Genomic DNA, 21,500 nt, shown 5'->3' with positions numbered 1-21,500 from the left:
TGGGATCCCTGCGGCGCGCGAACGGAGGTGACATGTCCGAGGACGCCGCCCGCGAGCGCCAGGAGCTGGCGTTGCTCCTTCGCCGGCTGACCGTGGAACTGGATGCAGTCGGCCAGCGATTCGCCCAGATGCACGGCCTGAACCGCACCGACGTGCGTGCGCTGGTCGCGATCATGGACGCCGCCCGCCGCGGGGAGGCGCTGACCGCCGGCCGGCTGGGTGAGGCGGTCGACCTGCGCTCGGCGTCGGTGACGGCGCTGGTCGACCGGCTGGAGAAGGTCGGACATCTGCGCCGGACGAGGGACGACGAGGACCGCCGGCGGGTGGTGCTGGAGATGTCGGACTCCACGATGGCCGCCGGGGCCGAGCACTTCGGCGGGCTGGCGCGGGACCTCGCCGCCGCCATGGCGGACTACACCCCCGAGCAGCTCGCCGTCGTCCACCGGTTCCTGCTGGACATGACCGACGTCGTCACCCGGCACGCCCGCACGGACCCGCCCCCACCGTGAGTGCTTCCTCAGAGGTACAGGCCGGTCGATTCCTCGATCCGCTCGGCGGCGACGGCGTGCACGTCCCGCTCGCGCAGGATGATCAGGTCCTCGCCGTGCACCTCGACCTCGTGCTGGTCCTCGGGGGAGAACAGCACCTGGTCGCCGATCTTGATCTGGCGCACGTTCGGGCCCACGCCCTTGGCCTCGCCCCACACCAGCCGCTTGGCCACCTGCGCGGTCGCGGGGATCAGGATGCCGCCGCTGGAGCGCCGGTCGCCGTCCTCCTTGCGGAGCGCGACCAGGATGCGGTCGTGCAGCATCTTGATCGGCAGCTTGCCGGTGGCGGCGATGTTCTCGGGCACGTCGTCGGACGCTACCCGGGGTCGCTCCCGGGTCCGGCGCCCGGCGGCAGCAGGGGCCGCCCCTCCGCCGTCCAGGCCAGCATGCCGCCCTCGAGGTCCACGATGTCGGCGTAGCCGAGCTCGGTCAGCGCGGCCACGGCTTCGGCGCTCATGCTGCCGGAGCGGCAGTACACGGCCAGTGGCGTGCGGCGGTCCTCCGGCAGATCCGCCTGCTGCTGCTCGATCCGGTCGAAGGGGATGGCGGCGTCCGTGCCCTCGATCGACCCCTCGTCGGGCACGTGCACGTTGATGACGAACGCCTCGTCGTCGGCGACCACGTCGGCGAACGCGGCCGGCTCCAGCAGGACCGCGGCGGCGGACGACGGGGCGGCCTCGGTGCTCCGCGTCCCGCCGCCCGCGCAGCCGGTGGTGAGCAGTGCCGTGGCGAGCAGGACGAGGGCTCCGCGTCGCGTCGTCGTCCGGGGCACCTGCCGAGCGTAGGCCCCCCGGTCAGCCCCAGCCGAGCTCGTGGAGGCGGTCCTCCTCGATGCCGAAGTGGTGCGCGATCTCGTGGACGACGGTGATCGTGACCTCCTCGACGATCTCCTCGGCCGTCTCGCAGATGTCGCAGATCGCCTCGCGGTAGATCATGATCCGGTCCGGCAGCGCCCCGCCGTAGTCCCAGCCGCGCTCGGTCAGGGCGAACCCCTCGTAGAGACCGAGCAGCTCCGGCTCGTCGGGGTTCCGGTCCTCGACCAGGACGACGACGTTGTCCATCAGCTTCATCAGCTCGGCCGGCACCTGGTCGAGGGCGTCGGCGACCAGCGCCTCGAAGACCGGTTGCGGGAGCGGCTTCACCAGCTGGTCGGCAGGGGCCGACCCTCCTCGTAGCCGGCCGTGCTCTGCACGCCGAGGACGGCTCGCTTGTGCAGCTCGTCGACCGTGCGTGCGCCCGCGTAGGTGCACGACGACCGCACGCCCGCCACGATCTGGTCGATCAGGTCCTCGACGCCGGGCCGCTGCGGGTCCAGGTACATCCGGGACGACGAGATGCCCTCCTCGAACAGTCCCGCGCGCGCCCGCTCGAACCCGCTCTGGGTCGCCGTCCGGGCCTTGACCGCGCGGGCCGAGGCCATGCCGAACGACTCCTTGTAGAGCCGGCCCGAACCGTCGTCGTGGATGTCGCCGGCCGACTCGTACGTGCCGGCGAACCAGGACCCGACCATCACGTTCGCCGCGCCGGCGGCCAGGGCCAGCGCGATGTCGCGCGGGTGCCGCACTCCACCGTCGGCCCACACGTGCTTGCCGTGCGTGCGCGCCTCGGCGGCGCACTCCTCCACCGCGGAGAACTGCGGCCGGCCGACGCCGGTCATCATGCGGGTGGTGCACATGGCGCCGGGGCCCACACCGACCTTGACGACGTCGGCACCGGCCTCGATCAGGTCGCGGGTGCCCTGCGCCGTCACCACGTTGCCGGCGACGACCGGCACCGACCCGGCCACCGAACGGACCGCGCGGAGCGCCTCGATCGCCTTCTCCTGGTGCCCGTGCGCGGTGTCCACGACCAGCACGTCCACGCCCGCTGCCAGCAAGGCGCTCGCCTTGCCGGCGACGTCGCCGTTGATGCCGACGGCGGCCGAGGTCAGCAGCTCGCCCTTCGCGTTCAGGGCCGGGGTGTAGATGGCCGACCGCAGCGCGCCCTTCTTCGTGATGACGCCGACCAGGCGGTCGCCGTCCACCACCGGGGCGGCGCTGACCCGCTCCTCGGAGAGGACGTCGAAGATCTTGGGCAGGTCGGTGCCGGCGGGGACGGTGAGCGGGTCGCGGGTCATGACCTCGGACAGCTGGGTGAACCGGTCCACGCCCTGGCACTGGCCGTCGGTGACGACACCGACCGGCGAGGCGCCCTCGACGACGACGACGATCCCGTGCGCCCGCTTGGTCAGCAGCGACAGCGCCTCGCCGACGGTCGAGGTCGGGGAGAGCGTGATCGGGGTGTCGTAGACCGGGTGCCGCTGCTTGACCCAGGAGACGACCTCGGACACGACGTCGACCGGGATGTCCTGCGGGATGACGGCGAGCCCACCGCGACGGGCCGCGGTCTCGGCCATGCGGCGGCCGGAGATCGCCGTCATGTTGGCGACGACGATCGGGATCGTGGTGCCGACCCGGTCCGGCGTCGTCAGGTCGACCTCGAGCCGGGAGCCCACCGTGGAGTGGCTGGGCACCATGAAGACGTCGGCGTAGGTGAGGTCGTGGTCGGGCCGCTGCAGGAAGCGCATGACCACCATTGTCCCTGACGCGAGGTCGCAAGCGAGGGGCTGCGCGTCGGCGGGCCCGGAGGGTCCCCGGCGCGGAGCCCGGACGCGCTCGGCGCAGTCGGGGTACGGCTCCTGGCCGCGGTCTCATCCGGAGGATGAGAAAGTTGCCCCGTGATCGACCTGCGACTCGTGCGCGAGAACCCCGACGCCGTCCGTGCCAGCCAGCGGGCCCGGGGCGCCGACGAGTCCCTGGTGGACGCGCTGCTGGAGGCCGATGCCACCCGCCGCGAGGTGGTCAAGCGCGCCGACGACCTGCGCGGCGAGCAGAAGGCCGCCTCGCAGTCGGTGAAGAAGGCGACTCCCGAGGAGCGCCCCGCCGTCCTCGAGAAGGCCAAGGCCCTGGCCGCCGAGGTCAAGCAGGCCGAGGAGGCCCAGCGGGCCGCCGACGCCGCGCTGCGCGAGGCCCACCTCGCGCTCGCCAACGTCGTCCACGACGGCGTCCCGCCCGGCGGTGAGGACGACGCCGTTCCGCTGCGCACCGTCGGCGAGGTGCCCACCTACGACTTCCCGGTGCGCGACCACATCGAGATCGGCGAGGCCCTCGGCGCCATCGACATGGAGCGCGGCGCCAAGGTGTCGGGCAGCCGGTTCTACTTCCTCACCGGGCCCGGGGCGCTGCTGGAGTTCGCGCTGGCCCAGTTGGCCATCAGCCGCGCCGTCGCCGCCGGGTTCACCCCGGTCATCGCCCCCGCGCTGGTCAAGCCCAGCGCCATGGAGGGCACCGGCTTCCTCGGCGAGCACGACGAGGAGGTGTACCGGATCGAGCGCGACGACCTGTACCTCGTCGGCACCTCCGAGGTCGCGCTGGCCGGGATGCACGGCAACGAGGTGCTCGACCTCGCGAACGGGCCGAAGCGCTACGCCGGATGGTCGTCCTGCTTCCGCCGCGAGGCCGGCTCCTACGGCAAGGACACCCGCGGCATCATCCGCGTGCACTGGTTCGACAAGGTCGAGATGTTCAGCTTCTGTGCACCCGAGGAGGCTGCCGCTGAGCACCTGCGGCTGCTGCAGTGGGAGGAGGAGTTCCTCCAGGCGCTGGAGCTGCCCTACCGCGTGGTCGACATCGCCGCCGGTGACCTCGGCACCAGCGCCGCCCGCAAGTACGACATCGAGGCGTGGTTCCCCACCCAGGGCACCTACCGCGAGCTGACCAGCACGTCGGACTGCACCACCTTCCAGGCCCGGAGGCTGAACATCCGCTACCGCGACGCGGACGGGAAGAACCAGACCGCCGCCACGCTCAACGGCACGCTCTGCGCCATCGCGCGCACCATCGCCTGCCTGCTCGAGGTGCACCAGCGCGCCGACGGCTCGGTGCACGTCCCGGTCGCGCTGCGCCCGTGGCTGGGCGGCGTCGAGGCGCTCACCCCGGGGATGACGCTGGCCGCCCCGATCCCGCCGACCGCATGACCGCACCGCGGGCGATCCGCCCCCACGGGATCCTCGAGGGCGCGGACCAGGTCGTGGAGCTCGGTGCGCTCGGGTCGTGGCGTCCCAAGCTCGTGGCCAGCGACCTCGACGGCACGCTCCTGGACGAGCGGGGCGAGGTCAGCCCCCGCACGCGCGCGGCGCTGGATGCGTGCTGGGCAGCGGGGATCCCGGTCGTCGGGGTCACCGGCCGCGGTCCCCGGCTGCTGGAGACCGTGCGCGCCGCCCTCGACGGGCGCGGGCTGGGCGTGCTGAGCCAGGGCGGCTTCGTCGTCGACCTCGAGCGCGACGAGGTGCTGCGCGCGGTGGCGATGCCCCGGGAGCAGGCCGTCCGGGTGATCGAGGCGATCGAGCAGGTGGCCGGCGACGTCACCATCGCCGTCGAGGACGCGGCGGAGCAGGGCGAGGTGCGCACCCGCCTGCGCGTCGAGCACGGCTTCGACTGGCCCTACCCCGAGCTCTCCCACCTCCTCGCGCGGGGCGAGGTGCTGCCCGACGGCGCCGTCCTCAAGGTCTTCCTGCGCTCGGCGACCCTCGACCAGGACGAGCTCCTCGCGCACGCCCGGGCGGTCGTCGACCCGGCCGACGCCGAGGTCACCCACGCCGGCCTCGGCTTCATCGAGGTGCTGCCGCCGGGCATCACCAAGGCCAGCGGCCTGCAGCTGGCCCTCGACCGGTACGGCGTCGGGTTCGGCGACGTCCTCGCCTTCGGCGACATGCCCAACGACCTGCCGATGCTCGCCGCCGTCCAGGAGGCCGGCGGCCGCGCCGTGGCCGTGGCCAACGCGCACCCCGACGTCCGCGCGCTCACCTCCGACCTCACCAGCGGGCACCGGGCCGACGGCGTCGCGCGCTACCTGGAGGCGGTCCTCGCCGATGGCTGACCGGATGCGCGATGTCTGACTGGCGACCGCGGCTGATCGCCAGCGACATGGACGGCACCCTGCTGCGCAGTGACGACACTGTCAGCGCGGCCACCGTCGCCGAGCTCGAGCGGTGGCGCGCCGACGGCGTCCCGGTGGTCCTGGCCACCGGCCGGCCCCCGCGCTGGATGCACCGGGTCCGCGAGGTGCTGCGCTTCGGCACCGCGGTCTGCTGCAACGGCGCCGTCCTCCTGGACCTCGAACGGTTCGAGATCCTGCACGAGGAGCCGGTGCACCCCGACGTCCTCCGTTCGGTCACGAACGAGCTCCGCAGGCACCAGCCGGACACGTGGTTCGCGGTCGAGTACGGGCTGGAGTTCCGTCACGAACCGATCTACCGGCCCCGCTGGGACGTGAACGCGCCCGGGGTGGAGGTGGCGACCCTCGAGGAGATGATCACCAACCCGGTGGCGAAGCTGCTGGCCCGCCACGAGCACCTGCCGCGCGACGAGTTCGTGCGCCTGGTCGAGGAGATCGTCGGGGACCGCGCCACGGTCACGCACTCGGGTCCCGACGCGCTGGCGGAGATCTCGGCGGCCGGCGTCACGAAGGCCTCCGGGCTGGCGCGGGTCGCCGCGGACCACGGCATCGGGCCGGAGGACGTCGTCGTGTTCGGGGACATGCCCAACGACATCGCCGCCTTCGAGTGGGTGCGCGCGGCCGGCGGCCGGGCGGTCGCCATGGCGCACGCCCACCCCGGCCTCCTCGCCGTCGCCACGGACGTCACCGTCGGCAACGACGAGGACGGCGTCGCGGCCTTCCTCGACACCCTCTAGCCGCCGTCGGCGCTCCTCCCGGGGATCGGCTCAACATCGGTTCCGCTCTGCCGAAAGCTCTGCGAGTCCCCTCAGTGCAGTAGGTACAGGAGAGCAGGCAGGCATGGAGCAGGTGCACGACCCCGCGGCACCGGTCGACGACGTCCTCGGTGACGACGCGGCGCAGGACGAGGCGAAGCCCACCCGGTCCCGCTTCGGCCTCCGGAGCCGGATGCTGGGCGCCATCCTCGTCGTCGCCCTGACCACCGTCGGCGTGGGCGCCTTCGGCATCAACCGGATGTCCTCGCTCAGCGAGAACGCCGAGCAGGTCTACAACGAGGGCGCGGTCCCGCTGGACGGTCTCCGCCGACTCGAGGCCGACTGGTGGCAGCTGTCCGCCAACGTCGCCCGGTCGAACGTCACGCTCCTGCCCCCGGCGACCATCGCGACGGCGAAGGAGAAGGCCGCCGAGTACATGCAGATCCTCGCGGACCGGACGGACGCCGTCGGCGCCATGCCGCTGTCCCCGGAGGCGCGCGTGGCGTTCAGGGAGTTCGCGACGGCAGTGGACACCTACCTGCCCGCGCTGGCCGAGCTCCAGACGCCCGGCTTCATCGCGAGCAACCCGGCGCGCGCCGTCGAGCTCCTCGGGATCATGGGCGAGAACGAGGTGATCATCAAGGAGTCGATCGACGCCGCCACCGCGGCCGCTTCGGCGGAGTCCTCGGCGACCGCCGCCAAGGCTGCCGACGCCTACGCGACGGCACGCAACCTGACCCTCGCGATCATGGCCGCCGGCCTGCTGATCAGCGTCGTGCTGGCCACGCTCGTCTCGCGCGGCGTCACCCGGCCGGTGCAGCGCATCCGCGAGGTCCTGGGCCAGGTCGCCGCCGGCGACATGACGGTGCGTGCCGGCAAGACCGGCGGCGCCGAGCTCGAGGACATGGCCAACTCCCTGGACGAGACCCTCGACGCGATCGGCCACGTCCTGCTGCTCGTCAGTGACTCCTCCACGCGGCTGGCCGCGGCGTCCCAGCAGCTCAACTCCGCCGCCGAGGGCATGCGGGCGAACGCGGAGACCGCCGCCGGCCAGGCCGACGACGTCGTCACCTCCGCCGGTGCCGTCGCCTCCAGCGTCGACACGGTGGCCACCGGCTCCTCGCAGATGGAGTCCGCGATCCGCGAGATCGCGCACAACGCCACCGAGGCCGCTCGCATCGCCGGTCAGGCCGTGTCCGTCGCGGAGAACACCACGCGCACGGTCGGCAAGCTCGGTGACTCCTCGCAGGAGATCGCCACGGTCATCAAGCTGATCAACGGCATCGCCGAGCAGACCAACCTGCTCGCCCTCAACGCCACCATCGAGGCGGCGCGGGCCGGGGAGGCCGGCAAGGGCTTCGCCGTCGTCGCCAGCGAGGTCAAGGAGCTGGCGCAGGAGACGGCCCGGGCGACCGAGGACATCTCCCAGCGGGTGGAGGCCATCCAGGCCGACACCGCCGGCGCGGTCGACGCGATCAGCCAGATCTCCACGGTCATCGGCGAGATCAACGACTTCCAGGCGACCATCGCCGCGGCGGTCGAGGAGCAGACCGCGACCACGAACGAGATGAACCGCAACGTGGCCGAGGCCGCCAGCGGCACCCAGGGCATCGCCGCGGCGATCTCCGGGCTGGCTGCCGGTACGCAGGAGACCAACCAGCGGGTCGCCGACGCCCAGAGCGCCGCGGGCGAGCTGGCGCGGATGAGCGGCGAACTGCAGGAGGCCGTGTCCCGCTTCAAGGTCTGAGCCTCGGCTGGGATCAGGTGACCTGATCGTCGAGCGTCCTCCCTCGCCGTGCACCACGAGGGAGGACGCTCGACGCTGGGGGAGGAGGGCCCTGGCAGGCTGCCGCGCGTGAGCGACGTGCCCACGCCATGGGAGAAGGTCCGCGCCCGCGTTCGGGGCGTTTCGCTCACTCGAGGTCGACGCGGCAGATCCCGTCGTCCAGGAAGAACGGCGCTGCCAGACGGCCGCGCTCGACCTGCTGGCCAGGAAGGGCGTGACCCCGAAGATCGTCAGTCGCCTTCGGTCGTGACGCCATCTGCCGTCTCGCTCCACTCGTGAAGCGAGGATCGCGGCTCAGGCTGCCGCGTCGCCGTCGTCGGAACCGGGCTCGGGCCGGCGGACGATGCGGTACCGGCGCGGACCGGGCAGGGGCCGAGCCCGCAATTCGTTCAGCCGCTGGATGGGCCGCGCCAGTCGCGGCAGGTCGGCCTGCACGATGCGCACGACCGGGACATCGAGATCGCGGATGAGATCCTCGCGCCGCTTCTCGTCCCACGCCACCTCGGCCGGTGTGCGCTGGTCCCGCGGATCGGCGTACTTCACGAAGCCGTCGAACTCGAGGGCCACCGCCAAGTCCTCCAACCAGCCATCGAGCCGGGCGACGAACCCCGTAGGGCCGTACAGCTCCACCTGCGACTCGAAGGTGCGGAACCCGGCGTCGAGCAGACCGAGCCTGCCCCGGGTCTCCAACGGTGATTCCGCCCGCCCGTCGGCCAGGTGGACCGCCCGAGCCGCCGCGCCGACACCGAGCCAGTGGCTCTGCGCCATCACCGTGGCAACCAGCTCCCGGCGCTGGACCCGATTTCCGTGGAGCGCGGCGTCCATCGCGACGACGGCGTCGGTCGGGTCCCACTCGCGGGCACAGTCCACGAGGGTGCGGGCGGCCGAGGTGACGGACAGCGCGCCGGCGCGGAGGACGTCGTCCGCCGTCAGCGTGGCCGCGGTGATCCGGTAGGCCGGGCCGGTCCGCCACTGGTCGGGGTGGGTGAGGCGCACGTCGGTGCCGACCCCGCGGGGCAGGAGGAACTCGTGGAACCGCGCGGCCGAGGCGTGGCTCAGGACGGGTCCGGGTCCGAGCGCGGTGAGCGTGGCGAGGGCGTGCAAGAGGTGGCGCGCGCGGTCGTCAGTGGCCTCGGCCCAGGTCTGCGCGGTGACGTAGATCCCGCGACGGAGCCGGTACCGGGCGCCACTGCCGACGGCGGCACGGACCTCGTCGGTGCGGTAGCCGGCGCGGCGGGCGTCGGCGACGGTGAAGACCCCGCCGCGGCGACGGATGGCGAAGGCGAGGTCGGGGTGCACGCGGCCACGATCGAGCGGCGACGGACGGGGCGGAACGGCGTGGACCGATCTGTGGATGAACGCCGTCCACCCACAGCCCGCGGCGTCCTCCCTCGTCGTAGCGCGTCCACCCTCAGCGCACACCACGGGGGAGGACGCTCGGGGATCAGGTGAGCTGATCCCAGCCGCGGGTGACTAGAGGTACTGGCCGCCGCCGGGGCGGAACTCGGGCTGGGCGCCACCGGGCTGACCGCCGGGGAGGGCGCGCCGCCGCATCTCCTCCAGCTGGGCCCGGGCGGCCATCTGCTGGGCGAACAGCGCCGTCTGGATGCCGTGGAAGACGCCCTCGAGCCAGCCGACCAGCTGGGCCTGGGCGATGCGCAGCTCGGCGTCCGTGGGCGTCTGGTCCTCGCTGAACGGCAGCGTGATCCGCTCCAGCTCCTCGCGCAGCTCCGGGGCCAGGCTCTGCTCGAGCTCGCGGATGGACGACGCGTGGATGTCGCGCAGCCGGTTGCGGCTGGCCTCGTCCAGCGGCGCCGCGCGGACCTCCTCGAGCAGCTGCTTGATCATCGTGCCGATGCGCATGACCTTCGCCGGCTGCTCGACCATCTCGCTGACCTGCATGGCGCCGCCGTCGCCGTCCTCGCCCTCAACGCCCGGCGTCATCGGGAGGGCGCCCACGGGCTGACCGTCGGGGCCCACCACGAGCACCTGCTGCGGACGTTCGCTGCCGTTCCCGGGTGCAGTCATGGGCCCCATCCTGCCCCTCGCCGGTCACCGTCGAACGCGGAGTCCGGCCACGCCCCAGCACACGCCGCGCGAGGTGCCCGGGCAACTAGGGTGCGCAGCATGGGGGTTCGGCTCGACGTCGCTCGGGTCCGCGGTCTCTTCCCCGCACTGGCCGACGGCTACGTCCACGTCGACGGCCCGGCCGGCGCGCTGCTGCCCGAGGACGTCGCCCGCGCGGTCGGGCACGCGCTGCGGATGCCGGTCGCCGAACGGGGCGGGGTCTTCGCGGCGTCCGCCCGGGCCGAAGGGCTGGTCAGCGGCGCCCGGTCCGCCGTGGCTGACCTCGTGGGCGGGGTCGCCGGCGGCGTCGTGCTGGGGCCGAGCATGACCGCGCTGACGTACACGATGGCCCGGGCCATCGCGAAGTCCTGGCGGCCGGGCGACGAGATCGTGGTGAGCCGGCTCGACCACGACGCCAACATCCGGCCCTGGGTGCAGGCGGCCGCGGAGCGGGGCGTGGAGGTGCGCTGGGCCGAGGTGGACATCGAGACCGGCGAGCTGCCTGCCTGGCAGTACGACGACCTGCTCTCCCGGCGGACCCGCCTGGTCGCCCTGACGGCGGCCAGCAGTGCGATCGGCACCTGCCCCGAGGTCGCCGAGATCGCCAACCGCGCGCACGCGGTGGGGGCGATGGTGTACGTCGACGCCGCGCACGCCGCCCCGCACATGTACCTCGACCGCACGGCGCTCGGCGCGGACTTCCTGGCGCTCTCGGCGTCGAAGTGGGGCGGCCCGCACGTGGGCGCCGTCGTTGCGGACCCGCAGCTGCTGGCCCACCTCCACCCCGACAAGCTCCTGCCCGCCTCCGACAAGGTCCCGGAGCGCTTCGAGGGGGGTGGGGCGCCCTACGAGCTCTACGCCGGCGTCTCGGCCGCCGTCGACCACCTGGCCGGGCTGAGCGGCGAGGTGTCGGGCTCCCGTCGCGACCGGCTGCGGACGTCGATGGCGGCGGTCGCCCACTACGAGGGCGAGCTGTTCGGGTGGCTGGACCAGGCGCTGCGCGCCATGCGGCACGTCCAGGTGATCGGCCGCCCGGAGCGGACGACGCCGACGCTGGCCTTCCGGGTCGACGGCATGCGCCCACGCCAGGTGGCCGCCGAGCTCAACCGGCAGGGCATCTGCGTCTGGGACGGCGACGCGTACGCCCGCGAGCTGTTCGACGCCCTGGGCGTGACCGAGAGCGGCGGGGCGGTCCGCGTGGGGCTGCTGCACTACAACTCGCCCGAGGAGGTCGGGCTGGTCATCGACGCCGTCGCCGCCCTGCGCCCGCGCCCGGTCCCCGGCCCCCGTTAGTCGGCGGGCAGCAGGAGCACCTTGCCGACGTGCTCGCTGGCCTCCACGACCCGGTGCGCCTCGGCGGCCCGGGACATCGGCAGCCGCCGGTCGACGATCGGGCGCACGGTGCCCCGCTCGACGTCGGGCCACACGTCGTGGCGGACCGCCGCGACGATCTCGGCCTTGCCCCCGCGACCGGTGGCCGGCCGGCTGCGCAGGGCCGTGGCGTGCACCGCGGCCCGCTTGGTCAGCAGCGCACCGAGGTTCAGCTCCGCCTTCGACCCGCCCTGCATCCCGATGACGACCAGGCGGCCGCCCACGGCCAGGGCGTCGACGTTCCTGCTCAGGTACTTGGCGCCCATGATGTCCAGGACGACGTCGACCCCGCGGCCGTCGGTGGCCTCGCGCACCCGCTCGACGAAGTCCTCGTCGCGGTAGTTGACCGTCACCTCGGCGCCGAGCTCGCGGCAGACGTCGAGCTTGGCCTGCGAACCGGCCGTGGTGAACACCCGCGCCCCGGCCCGGGCGGCCAGCTGGATGGCCATGGTGCCGATACCGCTGGAGCCGCCGTGCACGAGGAAGCTCTCGTCGCGGCGCAGGCCGGCGAGCATGAAGACGTTGGACCAGACGGTGCAGACGACCTCGGGCAGCGCGGCGGCGGTCGCCAGCTCCACGCCCGCCGGCTTGGGCAGCAGCTGCCCGGCCGGAACGGCGACGCGCTCGGCGTAGCCCCCGCCGGACAGCAGCGCGCAGACCTCGTCGCCCACCGACCAGCCGGGAACGCCCTCCCCCACCTCGCTGACGACGCCGCTGCACTCCAGCCCGAGGATCTCGCTGGCGCCCTTCGGCGGCGGGTAGAAGCCCTGCCGCTGCAGCAGGTCGGCCCGGTTCACCGCTGCGGCGGCGACGTCGACGATCACCTCACCGGGGCCGCAGACCGGATCGGGGACCTCCGACCAGCCGAGCACCTCGGGGCCACCGGGTTCGCTGATCGTCACCGCGCGCATGGCTCGACTGTAGGGGTGGCGCCCCCGGTCAGAGAGGGGCGGGAACCGACTCGGCGCCGGAGAGCGAGACGTTGGCGCCCACGTCGTCGGCGCCCGTGGCCAGCCGGGCGAGGACTCCGCCGACCGCCCGCCGGGAGACCCGCATCCGCTCGACGGTCCCGTCGGTCGAGCGGGCAGCCGGCTCGTCGCCGTCGGTCAGGTAGACCGGTTGCACCAGCGTCCAGTCCAGCCCGCTGCCGCGGACGACGCGCTCCTGCACCTCGTGGTCGGCGATCTGCGGCTTCAGCAGGAGCGCGAAGACCAGCCGTGCCGACAGTGGCAGCAGGTCGCGGGTGTCGCCGACGCCGTACGACGACTGCACGACCAGGCGGCGCACCCCGTGCTCCCGCATCGCCGCCGCGACGGTGGCGGTGCCCCGCGAGCGCACGTCCAGCGGTGTTCCGGCCGGGCCGCGCAACCGCACCCGCACCGGGCTCTCCGCGATGCCGAGGGCCACGACGACGGCGTCCTGACCGCGGACGGCCTCGCCCACGTCCGCCGCGATCGTGGCGTCGCCGTCGACCGATCGCACCCCCGGCGTGCCACCGAACGCCGTGCTCGCGTGCCGGGCCAGCGCGGTGACCGCGTGCCCGTCCGCGACCAGGTGCTCCACCGCCGCCCGGCCCGTTCCACCCGTTGCTCCCACGACCAGCACCTTCATGACCCGCTCCTCGTCCTGTGAGCCGGCCCCGTCGACCGGCGCGTCCAGCGTTGCTGGACGGACGGCGTGGCGGAACGGCTGGAGATCCGGGTTCCATGACCGATCGTCCAGCCCACCTGGACGGCGGCTTCACCTGCAGCCAGGCTGTGCAGGTGGCCGCCGACCCCGCAGCACCCTGGACGCCCGTCGACCCGCTCGGCCCCGTCCTCGGGGACCTGCGCATGCGCGGGACCTTCTACTGCCGGGCCGAGGGCACCGCACCGTGGGGCGTGGAGATGCCGGCGCTGCCCGGCTGCCTGAGCTTCCACCTCGTCACCGAGGGCAGCTGCCTGCTCGAGGTGGACGGCGAGACGTACCCGCTCAGGTCCGGCGAGCTGGCGCTCGTGCCGCACGGCCGCGGGCACGTCCTGCGCAGCGACGCGAGCGCAGCGATCGACGGCCGGGCGGACCTCCTGCCGCAGGAGTACCTCGGCGAGCACTACTCGGTGCTGCGGCTGGACGGTGGCGGCGCGCCGGCCCGTCAGGTGTGCGGCGTCGTCGAGCCCGAGCGCCCCGGGGCAGGGCACCTGCTGGCGCTGCTGCCGCCGGTGCTGTTGGTCGACACCGCGGATTCCGCGCGGGGCGGCTGGCTGACCGTCCTGCTGGGGATGATCGCCGACGAGGTGCGCCAGGACCGCCCCGGTGCGGAGGCAGTGGTCACGCGGCTGGCCGACGTCATCGTCGTCCAGGCGATCCGCGGCTGGATGGAGAACGGCGTGCACGGACCTGGTTGGTTGCGCGCGCTGCGCGACCCGCAGGTCGGGCGCGCCGTGGCGCGCGTGCACCGCGAGCCCGGCGCGGCATGGACCCTGGACCGGCTGGCGAACGAGGCCCACATGTCCCGGTCGGCCTTCGCCGCTCGCTTCACCGAGCTGGCCGGCGAACCCGCGCTGCGCTACGTCACCCGCTGGCGGATGCACCTGGCCACCGTCGAGCTCGCCCGCGGGGTCCGGATCGTCGAGCTGGCCCGGCGACTGGGGTACGACTCCGAGGCAGCCTTCTCGCGCGCCTACAAGCGCGTGGTGGGTGTTCCCCCGGTCACGGTGCGCTCGAGGTCCACCTGAGACCGGAGCGCGACGGCGCCGCGCCCCGTCGGGGACGCGGCGCCGTCGTCGTTCAGACCCGGGCCTTGAGCTCCTTGCGCAGGATCTTGCCGGCCGAGGACTTGGGCACCGCGTCGATGAACTCGACGAAGCGGATCTTCTTGTGCGGGGCGACCTTCTCGGACATGTACGCCATGACGGCCTCCTCGGTGAGCTCGGAGCCCGGGGCCCGGACGACGAACGCCTTGGGCAGCTCCTCGCCGCTCTCCTTGTCCGGCACACCGATGACGGCGGCGTCGGCGATCTCCGGGTGCCCGATGAGCACGGCCTCGAGCTCGGCGGGGGCCACCTGGTAGCCCTTGTACTTGATCAGCTCCTTGACCCGGTCGACGACGGTGTAGATGCCGTTCTCGTCGACGACGGCGACGTCACCGGTGTGCAGCCAGCCCTCGCTGTCGACCGTGCTCGCCGTTGCCTCGGGGTTGTTGAGGTAGCCCTTCATGACCTGCGGGCCGCGGACCCACAGCTCGCCGCGCTCACCCGGGGAGGCGTCCTCGCCGGTGCTCGGGTCGATGAGGCGGCACTCGGTGTTCGGGATGGCGAAGCCGACGGAGCCCTTGGGGACCTCGCCGGAGAAGCCCGACGGCATGGCGTCGGGGTCCGGGGTGGTGTGCGAGACGGGGGAGAGCTCGGTCATCCCGTAGCCCTGCGCCACCGTGACGTTGCCGCCCTTCGCCTGCAGCCGGTCCTGCACGGCCAGCGCCAGCTGCTCGTCCAGCGGAGCTGCGCCGGAGAGGATCGACTCCAGCGAGCTCAGGTCGTACTGGTCGATCAGCGGGTGCTTGGCCAGCGCCAGCAGGATGGGCGGCGCCACGAACGCGCGGGTGATCTTGTAGTCCTGGATCGTGCGGAGGAAGTCCTCCAGCTCGAACCGGGGGAGGGTCACCACCGTGCCGCCCAGGGCCAGGCCCTGGTTCATCAGCACGGTCAGGCCGTAGATGTGGAAGAACGGCAGGACGGCGATGATCCGCTCGTCGGCGCCGGTCTTGAGCAGCGGCAGGCACTGGGTCACGTTCGCCACCAGGTTGCGGTGGGTGAGCATGACGCCCTTGGGCAGGCCCGTGGTGCCGCTGGAGTAGGGCAGCGTGACCAGGTCGTTGGCCGGGTCGATGTCGACCTGCACCGACGGTGCGTCCTCGCCGAGCAGGTCGAAGAGGTTGGCGTGCCCCTCGGCGCCGTCGAGGACGATGATCTCGTCCACCGGCGACTTCTCCGCCGCCGCGGCCGCGCGGTCCATGAACAGCGAGATCGTGATCAGGATCTTCGCGCCCGAGTCCTTGAGCTGGAAGGCGATCTCGTCGGGCGTGTAGAGCGAGTTGATCGGGCTCATCACGCAACCGGCCGCGGCGATGCCGTGGAAGACCACCGGGAACCACTGCGTGTTGGGGCAGAACACGGCGACGACGTCGCCCTTGCGCAGGCCGCGCGCGTGCAGGTTGGCCGCGACGCGGTCGACGTAGGCGGCCAGCTGCCCGTGGGTGATCACGTCACCCTTCATCCCGTCGATCAGCGCGGGGGCGTCGGGGCGCTCCCGGCCGGCCGCGAGGACGGACTCGGGAACCGAGACGTTGGGGATCTCGACGTCGGGGTACGGGCTGGTCAGTGCCACGGGGCCTCCTCGATACTGGTGTGGCGCCAGTCTCACATCCGGCGTGTCCCAGGGCACGAGGGGGATGCCTCACCGGATCTCCTCCGGGAGATCGACAGCCACCCCAGCGGGGCCTCGTTCCCGCCGAGCACCCCGTGGAGTGGCTGGTGATCTCCGCGGTGCGGCGCCTTCAGCGGGGCCAGAGCACCGACTGGGTGCAGCGGAACAGCGCGATCGTCTTCCCGGTCTCCGCGTTGCTGACGACGGCGTCCCAGACCTGGGTGGTCCGGCCGGCGTGGACGTTCGTCGCCGTGCAGGCGATCCGCCCCTCGCGCGCCGTCCCCAGGTGGTTGCTCTTGAGCTCGATGGTGGTGAAGCCGCTGGACCCCTCGGGCAGCAGGGCGCGGGTGGGCAGGCCGCAGCTGGTGTCGGCGAGCGTCACGACGGTGCCTGCGTGCAGGTAGCCGTTCGGCGCCAGCAGCTCCGGGCGGATGTCGAGGTGGCTGGTGAGCCGCCCGGGCTCGTGCGTGTCGACGACGATGCCGAGCAGGCCCGGGAACGTGCCCGGGAGGAGGGCGTTGAGCTCGTCGGCGGTCAGGAATCCCGTGGCGGCCATGCCCGGCAACCTATCGACGCCGCGCCCGTCCGCGCCGTGCGACCTCGCCCGCGCGGTGTGGTGGCGAACCGCGCGGTCGACCGCGCGGGCGGCTGCGGCAGCGCGAGGCCGAGCACCCGGCTCCCAGGGGAGGGGGAGGCACTTGCTCGGGCATCTGTGTTACTGGTAGTAATATAGGTATGTCAGATGAGGCGGTGCTGGTCGACGTCGACCCGCTCTCCCCCGTGCCGATCTACCAGCAGCTCCGCGACCGGCTGATCGAGGCGATCGCGGACGGCCGGCTCGTGCGCGGGCAGTCGTTGTCGTCGGTCCGGACCGTCGCCCGCGCCTTCGGCATCAACGTCGCCACCGTCGCGAAGGCCTACGACGGCCTGCGCCAGGACGGCCTCATCGCCACCACCAGCAAGTCGGGCTCCGTCGTGGTCCGCGACCCCAGCAGCGGTCCACCCGACGCCGCCTTCGTCGCCGACTGGACCGCGCGGGTCCGCACGCTGCTCGCCGAGGCCGTCGCCCGCGGGGTGCCGCCGGCCGAGACGGTCGAGATCTGCGGCCGGCAGGCCGCGTCGTTCACCGGTCCGGCCGCGTCCGGACCGAGCCCGGAGGAGGCACGATGACCTGGTCAGCACTCGCACTCGGCTGGGGGATGACCGCTCTCGTGGGCGGGACGTTCCTCGTCACCCCGGCGCTGGCCAGACCCACGCTCCCGCTCGGCGTCAGCGTCCCGGCCGACCGGATCGAGGACCCCGCCGTCCGTCTCGCCCTGCGCGGCTACCGGCTCGCCGTCCTGGCGGTCACCGCGGTCGCGCTGGCGCTGACCGGCGCGCTGGCGTTCGCGGCGCCCACGGCCGCTGTGGCGGTCCCGGTGCTCCTCGTGACCGTGGGCGGGATGGTCGCGTTCGTGCGCGCTCGCCGGCCGGTCATGGCCGCCAAGGCGGCGGAGGACTGGTACGCCGGCAAACCCGTCCGGATGTCGGCTGCGGTGACCACCGAGCGCGCGGCCGAGGTGCCGGTGCGCTGGTACGTCGCCTCCGCCGCCCTGCTCGCGACGACGACGGTCGTGGGCGCCCTCCGCTACGACGACCTGCCCGGGCGCGTACCCGTCCACTGGGACCTGTCGGGGACCCCCGACGGCTTCGCCGACACCTCCCCCTGGACGGCGCTGGGCCCGGTGTGGATCGGCTGGGCGACCCTCGCGCTCATGGTCGTGCTCGCGTTCGTCGCCGCTCGCATGCCGCTCCGCGTGCACCCCGGCGACCCGGCGGAGCACGCCCTGCGGCGCGCGCACGCCCAGCGGGGGGCGGCGCAGTGGGTGCTGGCCTCGATCACGCTCGCGACGACGGCGCTGGTCTGCGCGCTCGGTCTGGACGCCTGGTTGCACCCCGAGGAGCTGCGCTGGAGCGCCGTCGTCCTCCCGCTGTTCGTCGTCGCGGTCGTCGCCGCGACCGTCGAGTCGGTGCGGCGCTACCGCCGGGCGCTGGGCGATGCGGACCGATCCCCTGCTCCCGCCCGGGCGGAGGCCCCGGACGACGACCGCTTCTGGCCCGGCGGGCTGGCATACGTCAACCGCGACGACCCCTCGGTCTGGGTGCCCAAGCGGGTGGGCATCGGCTGGACGGTGAACCTGGGCTCGACCGGAGGCATGGCGCTCACCGCCGGGCTGCTGCTCGTGCCGGTGCTGGCCGTCGTCCTCGCCGTCGCGCTGAGCTGACCGCCGTCAGGCCGTGCACCGGAGCCGCGCTGTGGTCGCGAGAGCCGCCGCGCGCCGCGGCTGCATCGCTGCACGATGGTTCTCGCGCGACTCCTAGGCCAGGCCGCGGACGGTGCGGGCCGGGGGCCGGGTGCCCTGGATCGAGGCCACCATGTCCAAGGTCTGACGGGTCGGGGCGACGTCGTGGACGCGGAACACCCGCGCCCCCAGCCAGGCGCTCACCGCGGTCGCCGCCAGCGTCCCGGTGAGCCGCTCCTCCAGCGGGACGCCGAGGGTCTCCCCGACGAAGTCCTTGTTCGACAGCGCCACGAGCACCGGCCACCCGGTCGCCACGAGCTCGTCCAGCCGCCGGGTGGCCTCCAGCGAGTGCCGGGTGTTCTTGCCGAAGTCGTGCCCCGGGTCGATGAGCACCCGCTCGCGGTCGACCCCGGCGGCCACCGCGGCCTCCGCGAGCGCCGTCGTCCGGTGCACGATGTCGGCGACGACGTCGTCGTACTGCACGCGGTGCGGGCGGGTGCGCGGCTGCAGCCCGCCGGCGTGCGTGCACACGATGCCCGCGCCCGCCTCCGCCGCCACCGCCGCCAGCTCCGGGTCGACCCCGCCCCAGGCGTCGTTGACGACGTCCGCGCCCGCGGCCAGGGCTTCCTTCGCGACGGACGCCCGCCAGGTGTCGATCGAGATCGGCAGCGTCGGGTGGGCGGCGCGGATGGCGGTGACCAGGTCGACGGTGCGCCGGATCTCCTCGGCGGCGTCGACCTCATCGCCCGGGGCGGCCTTCACCCCGCCGACATCGACCATGTCGGCGCCCTCGGCCACGACCCGGTCCACGCGCTCCAGGGCCGCGGCCATTCCGAAAGTGGCGCCGCGGTCGTAGAACGAGTCGGGTGTCCGGTTCACGATCGCCATCAGGACGAAGTCACCGTCTCGCACATCCAGCGCACCGATACGGAGCAACCCGTTCCTCCCTCGCCGACGCCGATGTGGTGGAGTCAGCCAACCAGACCGCCCCCGGGCGAGATCTGCACACTCGCCCCCTTCAGAGCGCGGATGGCGGCGAGTGTGCAGATCTCGTCGGGACCGAGGAGAGGGACGAGCGAATGGCGCAGACCACCGCAGACGGCATCGAGGGCATGCAGGCACTGGTCGGACAGCACCTCGGCTACAGCGACTGGGTGGAGATCACCCAGGAACGCGTGAACCAGTTCGCCGACGCGACCGGTGACCACCAGTGGATCCACGTCGACCCGGAGCGCGCGAAGAAGGAGAGCCCCTTCGGCGGGCCGATCGCCCACGGCTACCTGACCCTGTCGCTGCTGCCCATGCTGATGCCGCAGATCCTGGAGACGACCGGTTTCCGGATGGGTGTCAACTACGGCACCGAGAAGGTGCGCTTCCCCTCCCCGGTGCCCGTGGGCAGCCGGATCCGGGCCGGGGCGACGCTCGACTCGGCGGCGCCGATCGACGGCGGCCTGCACGTGGTCGTGACGGCGACCATCGAGATCGAGGGCGGCAGCAAGCCGGCCTGCGTCGCCACCACGGTGTCCCGCCGCTACGTGTAGGACCCCAGGGGGACTTTCGGTACCGAAAGTCCCCCTGCGTCCTCTGTCAGTCGACGAGGGCCTGGTTGACGAGCTGGCGCAGGTAGTTGCGGATCGGCAGCGTGCTCGAGGGCAGCAGCTGCGTGTAGAAGGCGACGGTCACGTCCTCGACCGGGTCCACGTAGAACGCCGTCGACGCCGCCCCGCCCCAGCTGTAGTCGCCGGGGCTGGAGAGCACGCCGTAGGACGCCGGGTCCAGGACCATCGAGAAGCCCAGCCCGAACCCGACGCCGCGCATGGGCGTCTCGGCGAACAGCGGCCGACCGTAGGTCACGAGGTCGACGTTGCCGGGCAGGTGGTTGCTGGTCATGTGGCGGATCGTGCGCGGGCTGAGGATCCGGCCGCCGTCGTAGGACCCGCCGCGGCGCAGCATCTCGACGAACCGCAGGTAGTCACCGGCGGTGGAGACCAGGCCGCCGCCACCGGAGAGGAACTCGGGCTTGCGGTGGGCCCCGCGGTCCATCGCCTCGCTGAACGTCATGCCGGACGACGGGCCGCCCGGCCTGCCCGGGGTGGCCAGGTAGAGGCGGGCCAGCGACTCGGGGTCGTCCTCGGGGCGCAGGCCGAACGAGGTGTCGCGCATGCCCAGCGGCGCGAAGATGCGCGACTCGAAGAACTCGTCCAGCGTCTGGCCGGAGATGACCTCGACGAGCCGGCCGAGGACGTCGGTGCTGACGCCGTAGTTCCACTCGCTGCCGGGCTGGAAGACCAGCGGGGCCGAGGCCCACTGCCGGCAGACCGCGGCGGAGTCGGCGCCGCGCGGGCTGCCCCACTCGTGGCCCATCGCGCGGTAGATCGCGTCGACCGGGTGGGCGTGGTGGAAGCCGTAGGTGAGCCCCGAGGTGTGGGTGAGCAGGTGCCACACGCGGATCGGCTCGATCTGCGGCACGGTGACCGGCTTCTGCGCGGAGCCCCCGGTGTAGACGCGGGTCTCGGCGAACTCGGGCAGCCACTTCGTGATCGGGTCGGAGAGCTCGAAGGCGCCCTCCTCGTACAGCATCATCGCGGCGACCGAGGTGATCGGCTTGGTCATCGAGAAGATGCGCCAGCGGGTGTCGTCCTCGACCGGGAGGCCGGCCTCCATGTCGCGGAGGCCGCCGCGACCGACGTGCACCAGCTTCCCGTGGCGGGCGACGGTGACCAGGAACCCCGGCAGCTGTCCGTCGTCGACCCAGCGGGCCAGCCGCCGGTCGAGCCGTTCGAGGCGGCCGGCGTCGAAGCCCACCTCGGCCGGGTCGGTGCTGACGGTCAGATCACTGCCCACGGGGACCTCCGCTGCCCTCTGCGCCGTCCGCCGTCGGGCGGCGCCTGCCCCCGCATCCTGGCCCATGGCACTGTGGCCCGGGCCACACGGGTGCGGCGCGACGCCCGACGGCGGTCAGCGAGACCGTCGGGTCAGGAGACCGGAACGGCGGCCGCAGCCTTCTTGAGGTTCGACCCGGCGGTCACCTTGACGGTGTTCGCGGCGGCGATCTCGATCGACTCACCGGTCTGCGGGTTGCGGCCCGTGCGAGCGGAGCGCTGGGTGCGCTCGACGGTCAGCAGGCCGGAGACGGCGACCTTGTCGCCGCGGGTGATGGCGTCGACCAGTTCGTCCTGCAGGCCGGCGATGACCGCGTCCACGGTGGAGGCGGGCACGTCGGCGCGCTTGGCGATGGCGGAGACCAGTTCGGCCTTGTTCATGGAGCAACCTTTCCGTAGGGGGTGGCCGGCGC

23 protein-coding genes are annotated in these 21,500 nt (G+C 73.2%); 10 read left to right on the top strand and 13 right to left on the bottom strand.

From position 1 onward, the window contains the following. The first annotated feature begins 32 nt into the window (after positions 1 to 32). The gene (locus tag BN344_RS08135; RefSeq protein ID WP_040337642.1) at positions 33 to 509 is read left to right on the top strand and encodes a MarR family winged helix-turn-helix transcriptional regulator; all 477 of its coding nucleotides are present in this window, start codon (positions 33 to 35) and stop codon (positions 507 to 509) included. 8 nt (positions 510 to 517) lie between these two features. Here the strand turns inward: BN344_RS08135 and BN344_RS08130 are convergent, their stop codons facing one another. From BN344_RS08130 to BN344_RS08115, 4 genes are read right to left on the bottom strand one after another with little or no spacing between them, the layout of a single operon-like run. Beyond that, on the bottom strand, positions 518 to 853 hold the full coding sequence (locus BN344_RS08130; protein ID WP_231486587.1) for a GroES family chaperonin: 336 nt from the start codon (positions 851 to 853) through the stop codon (positions 518 to 520). A gap of 11 nt (positions 854 to 864) precedes the next feature. Then, positions 865 to 1,320 (bottom strand): rhodanese-like domain-containing protein, encoded by a 456-nt coding sequence (locus BN344_RS08125; RefSeq protein ID WP_051515641.1) that lies wholly within the window; start codon positions 1,318 to 1,320, stop codon positions 865 to 867. A 22-nt stretch (positions 1,321 to 1,342) separates the two neighbouring features. Beyond that, positions 1,343 to 1,690: a metallopeptidase family protein gene (locus BN344_RS08120; RefSeq protein WP_040337641.1), complete on the bottom strand. Its 348-nt coding sequence runs from the start codon at positions 1,688 to 1,690 to the stop codon at positions 1,343 to 1,345. After that, positions 1,687 to 3,114: a GuaB1 family IMP dehydrogenase-related protein gene (locus BN344_RS08115; protein WP_040338155.1), complete on the bottom strand. Its 1,428-nt coding sequence runs from the start codon at positions 3,112 to 3,114 to the stop codon at positions 1,687 to 1,689. Before BN344_RS08115 ends, BN344_RS08120 begins: the two co-directional genes overlap by 4 nt. A 150-nt stretch (positions 3,115 to 3,264) precedes the next feature. On the opposite strand from BN344_RS08115, the gene serS reads away from it, so the two are divergent. From serS to BN344_RS08095, 4 genes are all read left to right on the top strand, one after another. Beyond that, positions 3,265 to 4,563, top strand: a complete 1,299-nt coding sequence (gene serS / locus BN344_RS08110) for a serine--tRNA ligase (RefSeq protein ID WP_040337640.1) — start codon at positions 3,265 to 3,267, stop codon at positions 4,561 to 4,563. Next, complete coding sequence (locus tag BN344_RS08105) at positions 4,560 to 5,465, top strand: HAD family hydrolase (protein ID WP_051515640.1); 906 nt, start codon at positions 4,560 to 4,562, stop codon at positions 5,463 to 5,465. The genes serS and BN344_RS08105 overlap by 4 nt, the downstream gene beginning before the upstream one ends. A gap of 11 nt (positions 5,466 to 5,476) precedes the next feature. Next, positions 5,477 to 6,280, top strand: coding sequence for a Cof-type HAD-IIB family hydrolase (locus BN344_RS08100; protein ID WP_040337639.1), 804 nt, complete (start codon positions 5,477 to 5,479; stop codon positions 6,278 to 6,280). Between the two features lie 103 nt (positions 6,281 to 6,383). Next, on the top strand, positions 6,384 to 8,045 hold the full coding sequence (locus BN344_RS08095; RefSeq protein WP_051515639.1) for a methyl-accepting chemotaxis protein: 1,662 nt from the start codon (positions 6,384 to 6,386) through the stop codon (positions 8,043 to 8,045). Between the two features lie 333 nt (positions 8,046 to 8,378). Here BN344_RS08095 and BN344_RS08090 read toward each other — a convergent pair whose 3' ends face one another. Further along, complete coding sequence (locus tag BN344_RS08090; protein ID WP_081788438.1) at positions 8,379 to 9,383, bottom strand: type IV toxin-antitoxin system AbiEi family antitoxin domain-containing protein; 1,005 nt, start codon at positions 9,381 to 9,383, stop codon at positions 8,379 to 8,381. 174 nt (positions 9,384 to 9,557) lie between these two features. Beyond that, positions 9,558 to 10,112, bottom strand: coding sequence for a bacterial proteasome activator family protein (locus BN344_RS08085; RefSeq protein ID WP_040337638.1), 555 nt, complete (start codon positions 10,110 to 10,112; stop codon positions 9,558 to 9,560). A 99-nt stretch (positions 10,113 to 10,211) separates the two neighbouring features. Between BN344_RS08085 and BN344_RS08080 the strand changes: the two genes are divergently transcribed. Next, positions 10,212 to 11,444 carry a cysteine desulfurase-like protein gene (locus BN344_RS08080; protein ID WP_040337637.1) on the top strand — a complete coding sequence of 411 codons (1,233 nt, stop codon included), beginning with the start codon at positions 10,212 to 10,214 and terminating at the stop codon, positions 11,442 to 11,444. Here the strand turns inward: BN344_RS08080 and BN344_RS08075 are convergent. After that, positions 11,441 to 12,433: an NAD(P)H-quinone oxidoreductase gene (locus BN344_RS08075; RefSeq protein ID WP_040337636.1), complete on the bottom strand. Its 993-nt coding sequence runs from the start codon at positions 12,431 to 12,433 to the stop codon at positions 11,441 to 11,443. The genes BN344_RS08080 and BN344_RS08075 overlap by 4 nt on opposite strands. 28 nt (positions 12,434 to 12,461) lie before the next feature. Then, positions 12,462 to 13,133: an NAD(P)-dependent oxidoreductase gene (locus BN344_RS08070; RefSeq protein ID WP_040337635.1), complete on the bottom strand. Its 672-nt coding sequence runs from the start codon at positions 13,131 to 13,133 to the stop codon at positions 12,462 to 12,464. A 95-nt stretch (positions 13,134 to 13,228) separates the two neighbouring features. Between BN344_RS08070 and BN344_RS08065 the strand changes: the two genes are divergently transcribed. Beyond that, entirely contained in the window at positions 13,229 to 14,236 is a 1,008-nt protein-coding gene (locus BN344_RS08065; RefSeq protein ID WP_081788437.1) for an AraC family transcriptional regulator, read from the top strand. 52 nt (positions 14,237 to 14,288) lie between these two features. Here BN344_RS08065 and BN344_RS08060 read toward each other — a convergent pair whose 3' ends face one another. Continuing rightward, positions 14,289 to 15,884: a 4-coumarate--CoA ligase family protein gene (locus BN344_RS08060; RefSeq protein WP_040337634.1), complete on the bottom strand. Its 1,596-nt coding sequence runs from the start codon at positions 15,882 to 15,884 to the stop codon at positions 14,289 to 14,291. Positions 15,885 to 16,053: 169 nt separating this feature from the next. Further along, on the bottom strand, positions 16,054 to 16,479 hold the full coding sequence (locus tag BN344_RS08055) for a PaaI family thioesterase (protein WP_040337633.1): 426 nt from the start codon (positions 16,477 to 16,479) through the stop codon (positions 16,054 to 16,056). 179 nt (positions 16,480 to 16,658) lie between these two features. Between BN344_RS08055 and BN344_RS08050 the strand changes: the two genes are divergently transcribed. Continuing rightward, entirely contained in the window at positions 16,659 to 17,093 is a 435-nt protein-coding gene (locus BN344_RS08050) for a GntR family transcriptional regulator (RefSeq protein WP_197022254.1), read from the top strand. Then, a complete protein-coding gene (locus BN344_RS08045; RefSeq protein ID WP_040337632.1) occupies positions 17,090 to 18,187 on the top strand; it encodes a DUF1648 domain-containing protein in 1,098 nt (365 codons plus the stop codon). The genes BN344_RS08050 and BN344_RS08045 overlap by 4 nt, the downstream gene beginning before the upstream one ends. Positions 18,188 to 18,280: 93 nt before the next feature. Here BN344_RS08045 and folP read toward each other — a convergent pair whose 3' ends face one another. Then, complete coding sequence (gene folP / locus BN344_RS08040) at positions 18,281 to 19,093, bottom strand: dihydropteroate synthase (protein WP_051515734.1); 813 nt, start codon at positions 19,091 to 19,093, stop codon at positions 18,281 to 18,283. Between the two features lie 191 nt (positions 19,094 to 19,284). On the opposite strand from folP, the gene BN344_RS08035 reads away from it, so the two are divergent. Beyond that, positions 19,285 to 19,746, top strand: coding sequence for a MaoC family dehydratase (locus BN344_RS08035; protein ID WP_040337630.1), 462 nt, complete (start codon positions 19,285 to 19,287; stop codon positions 19,744 to 19,746). 46 nt (positions 19,747 to 19,792) lie between these two features. On the opposite strand, the gene BN344_RS08030 is transcribed toward BN344_RS08035, so the two are convergent. Next, positions 19,793 to 21,049 carry a serine hydrolase domain-containing protein gene (locus tag BN344_RS08030; protein WP_040337629.1) on the bottom strand — a complete coding sequence of 419 codons (1,257 nt, stop codon included), beginning with the start codon at positions 21,047 to 21,049 and terminating at the stop codon, positions 19,793 to 19,795. A gap of 131 nt (positions 21,050 to 21,180) precedes the next feature. Then, on the bottom strand, positions 21,181 to 21,468 hold the full coding sequence (locus tag BN344_RS08025; RefSeq protein WP_040337628.1) for an HU family DNA-binding protein: 288 nt from the start codon (positions 21,466 to 21,468) through the stop codon (positions 21,181 to 21,183). Positions 21,469 to 21,500 lie beyond the last annotated feature (32 nt).

The sequence above is a fragment of the Candidatus Blastococcus massiliensis AP3 genome (genome assembly GCF_000582785.1).
Lineage (GTDB): Bacteria > Actinomycetota > Actinomycetes > Mycobacteriales > Geodermatophilaceae > Blastococcus > Blastococcus massiliensis.
The sequence above is the reverse complement of the archived record's forward strand: the minus strand, read 5'-3'. Positions and strand labels throughout refer to the sequence as shown.